We start from the raw sequence: 3,449 nt of genomic DNA, 5'->3' as shown, positions 1-3,449 counted from the left end.
TCGCCTCGGGCGTGTACTTCTGCCGTATGCAGAGCGAGGACTTCACCGGTTCGACGAAGGTCGTTCTGCTGAAGTAGTGGGGATCGAACGGGACGGAGAGCCGTCCCGGCCCACCCGGAGCCCGGGTCCCTCAGTACGAGGAGCCCGGGCTCTTCTCGTCTTGCCCGTTCGGCGCAGCGTCGGGCTGGACTCGGGACGGCGCAGAGGCTAGAGTTCCCATGATCCGAGAGGAGGGAACGTGGCAGCCGATACCCCGACCATCACAGCCGTAGTGGGTGGGACGCCTCTGGTCCGCCTCAGGCGACTGGCCCCGCACGGCGTGACGATCCTCGCGAAGCTCGAGTCGATGAATCCCCTGGGGAGCGTCAAGGACCGGGTGGCCGTCGCCATGATCGAACGGGCTGAGCGGGAGGGTCGTCTGAGCCCCGGTTCGACCATCGTCGAGCCGACGAGCGGGAACACCGGCGTCGGTCTCGCGTTCGCCGGAGCATCGAGGGGCTATCGCGTCATCCTCGTCATGCCGGCGGGCGCATCGAGGGAGCGCAGACAGCTCCTCGCCGCGCTCGGAGCGCAGCTGGTTCTCGTCGACGGTGGCATGAGCGCCGCGGTCGACAGGACCCACGAGATCCTCGAACGCACCGGCGATGCGATCTTCCTCAACCAGTTCGGCAACCCAGCCAATCCCGCGGCACACGAGGCCGCCACGGGGCCGGAGATCTGGAACGACACGGAGGGCGACCTGGATGCGTTCGTCGCTGGGGTGGGCACCGGCGGCACCATCACCGGTGTCGGGCGGTACCTGAAGGAGCGGCGTCCCGATGTCACCGTGGTCGCGGTCGAGCCCGCGGCCTCGCCGGTCCTCTCCGGCGGTCGCCCGGGAAGCCACGGGATCCAGGGCATCGGAGCCGGCTTCGTTCCGGAAGTCGTCGACCGTTCTCTCATCGACCGGGTCGTCACGGTGACCGACGAGGAAGCGGCGGCGATGACGAGGCGGCTCGCCCGTGAGGAGGGCATCCTGGCCGGGATATCATCCGGTGCCGCACTGGCCGCGGCTTTCTCGGTCGCCTCACCGGGCGAGAGGGTGGTCGTCGTTCTTCCCGACGGAGGGCTTCGCTACCTCTCGACCGGCCTCTTCGACGAGCGGTCTGCAACCGACGACTGACGGGCGCGGCCGTTCACGACGGCCTGACGGCTCCGTCTGAAACCCACTTGACGACCGGGCCGTCCGGCCCTATAACAACGCGAACAGGCATGCAGGGCACTCCGCAACGATTGGAGGGAGTCCATGGCCAACAGCGACCGCTGGGTCAGCCGCCCGGCGTTCATCATGGCCGCCGTCGGGAGCGCCATCGGCCTGGGGAACCTCTGGCGGTTTCCCATGGTGGCGTACGACAACGGTGGCGGCGCCTTTCTGATTCCCTACCTGGTGGCTCTCCTCACCGCCGGCATCCCGCTCGTCATCCTTGAGTTCGGCCTCGGCCAGCGTTTCCTGAGGTCGTCGCCGGGCTCGCTGAGCGAAGCGGGAGGCAAGCCCGCCGAGTTCGTCGGCTGGTGGGCGCTCGCCATCGGGACGAGCATATCCATCTACTACGCGGCCATCATGGGCTGGTCCTGGGACTACCTCGCCTGCTCGATCTGGCAGCCGTGGTGTGACAATCCGCAGGGCTTCTTCGACAGCATCCTCGGCGTGACCGACAGTCCCGGCACGCTCGGCGGGATCTCCTGGCCGGTCCTGGCCGGGCTCGCAGTGACCTGGCTCGCGATCTACTGGATCATCAAGAAGGGCGTCCTGCGGGTCGGCAAGGTCGTGCTCGTCACCGTGCCGCTGCCGTTCATCCTGCTCGTGCTCATCATGATCCGAGGCCTGACGCTGCCGGGCTCGGTCGAGGGACTCAGATACTACCTGACGCCGGACTTCTCAGCGCTCCTCAACGCGGAGACGTGGCTTGCCGCCTACGCGCAGGTCTTCTTCTCGCTGACGCTCGGGTTCGGCGTGCTGACGGCGTACGCCAGCTACCTGCCGAAACGATCAGATGTTGCGAACAACGCGTTCATCACATGCTTCGCGGACGCGGGGTTCGCCTATTTCGCGGGCTTCTCGGTCTTCAGCGTCCTCGGATATCTCGCGCAGGCCCAGGGCGTGCCGATCGCCGACGTCGTGCAGGGCGGTCCGGGGCTGGCGTTCGTCATCTACCCGACGGCCATCAGTCTGATGCCGCTCGCGCCGGTCATCGCGATCATGTTTTTCCTGACGCTTCTGACACTGGGCATTGACTCCGCCTTCTCCATCGTCGAGGGGGCCATCGCCGGACTCCGCGAGAAGTGGCACATGTCGCAGGAGCGCGCGACGGCCATCTTCTGCGTCTTCGGCTTTCTCGTCGGGCTGATCTACGTGACGGGCGCCGGGTTCTACTGGCTCGACATCGTCGACCACTGGATGAACAACTACGGACTCGTCTTCATCGGACTGCTCGAGTGCATTGCGATCGGCTGGTTCTTCGGGACGAAGAAACTCAAGGCGTTCATCAACGAGGTCTCGGACTTCAAGATCGGATGGTGGTGGGACCTCTTCATCAAGTGGATTACACCCGCGATCCTCGGCTGGGCGATCATCGCCAACGCGATCGATGAGTTCAGGGTTCCCTACGGCGACTATCCGCAGTGGGCCCTGTGGGTCGGCGGATGGGGCGTATGGGTCCTCCTGATCGCCATCGCCGTCTTCATCACGTCGATCCCGTGGAACCGCGGCCGGAAGGAGGAGGTCTGATGCCGACATCAGCCATCGTGACGGCCATCATTGTCGGACTCGTCCTGTACGGCGGCTTCTTCTGGTGTGTGCGCATCGCCATCAGGAAGAGCCGCGAGGAAGCGTCGCGCGGGGACGCCGAGTAGCCTGGCCGGAACCCGGAGGGCGTCGTGATGAGACGCAGGGAGCTTGAACGTGACCCGCGCAGGGCCGTGAAGCCTGTGCTGACGGTCCTGCTGATCGCATCGCTCGTATCCGGCGTCTTCCCCGTGGCCGCGGCGTGGCCGCCGTGGGCGGATGATGGTGAGGAGAGCAGCCACGACGCCGCCGTCGACGTCACGTGGCTTCTCGAGCACATGGGCGGCGACCTGGCGGTCGTGGACGTCCGAGAGCTGACCGACTACACTGCAGGGCATCTGCCCGGAGCGGTTCACCTCGCGCTCGACCCCGACGCTCTGGAGAGCGGACCGGCCGTTTTCTCGCGGATCGGCCTGGCCGGCGACGAACGCATCATCTTCTACGGAGCCGACGCCCTCTCCGAGCGGGCGGCGCTCGCCTTCTGGCTGGCCGAGTTCTCGGGCGCGCGACGGGCCGCCGTCCTGGATGGCGGTGTCGCAGCCTGGACCGCCGCCGGACGAGCGCTGTCTGACGGCACGTACCACGCGGACGCGGCCGCCTGGGTGACGGCCGCCCGGACCGACCG

Annotated in this window: 4 protein-coding genes; all 4 read left to right on the top strand. The window is 66.9% G+C overall.

Features of this window, described 5'->3' with window-relative positions:
• The first annotated feature begins 259 nt into the window (after positions 1 to 259).
• Complete coding sequence (gene cysK / locus GF405_02120; protein MBD3366954.1) at positions 260 to 1,162, top strand: cysteine synthase A; 903 nt, start codon at positions 260 to 262, stop codon at positions 1,160 to 1,162.
• A gap of 123 nt (positions 1,163 to 1,285) precedes the next feature.
• Complete coding sequence (locus tag GF405_02115; GenBank protein MBD3366953.1) at positions 1,286 to 2,767, top strand: sodium-dependent transporter; 1,482 nt, start codon at positions 1,286 to 1,288, stop codon at positions 2,765 to 2,767.
• Entirely contained in the window at positions 2,683 to 2,892 is a 210-nt protein-coding gene (locus GF405_02110; GenBank protein MBD3366952.1) for a MetS family NSS transporter small subunit, read from the top strand. The genes GF405_02115 and GF405_02110 overlap by 85 nt, the downstream gene beginning before the upstream one ends.
• 27 nt (positions 2,893 to 2,919) lie before the next feature.
• The coding region (locus tag GF405_02105) for a hypothetical protein (GenBank protein ID MBD3366951.1) at positions 2,920 to 3,449 on the top strand (530 nt) is incomplete at its 3' end.

This window comes from Candidatus Effluviviaceae Genus V sp. (assembly GCA_014728125.1).
Lineage (GTDB): Bacteria > Joyebacterota > Joyebacteria > Joyebacterales > Joyebacteraceae > WJMD01.
Note: the sequence above shows the minus strand (reverse complement) of the source record. Positions and strands in the feature narration are given on the sequence as shown.

Coding starts and splice junctions, on each gene's coding strand:
- GF405_02115 (MBD3366953.1), top strand. CDS start 1,286: ATGGCCAACAGCGACCGCTGGGTCAGCCGCCCGGCGTTCATCATGGCC.
- GF405_02110 (MBD3366952.1), top strand. CDS start 2,683: ATGGGGCGTATGGGTCCTCCTGATCGCCATCGCCGTCTTCATCACGTC.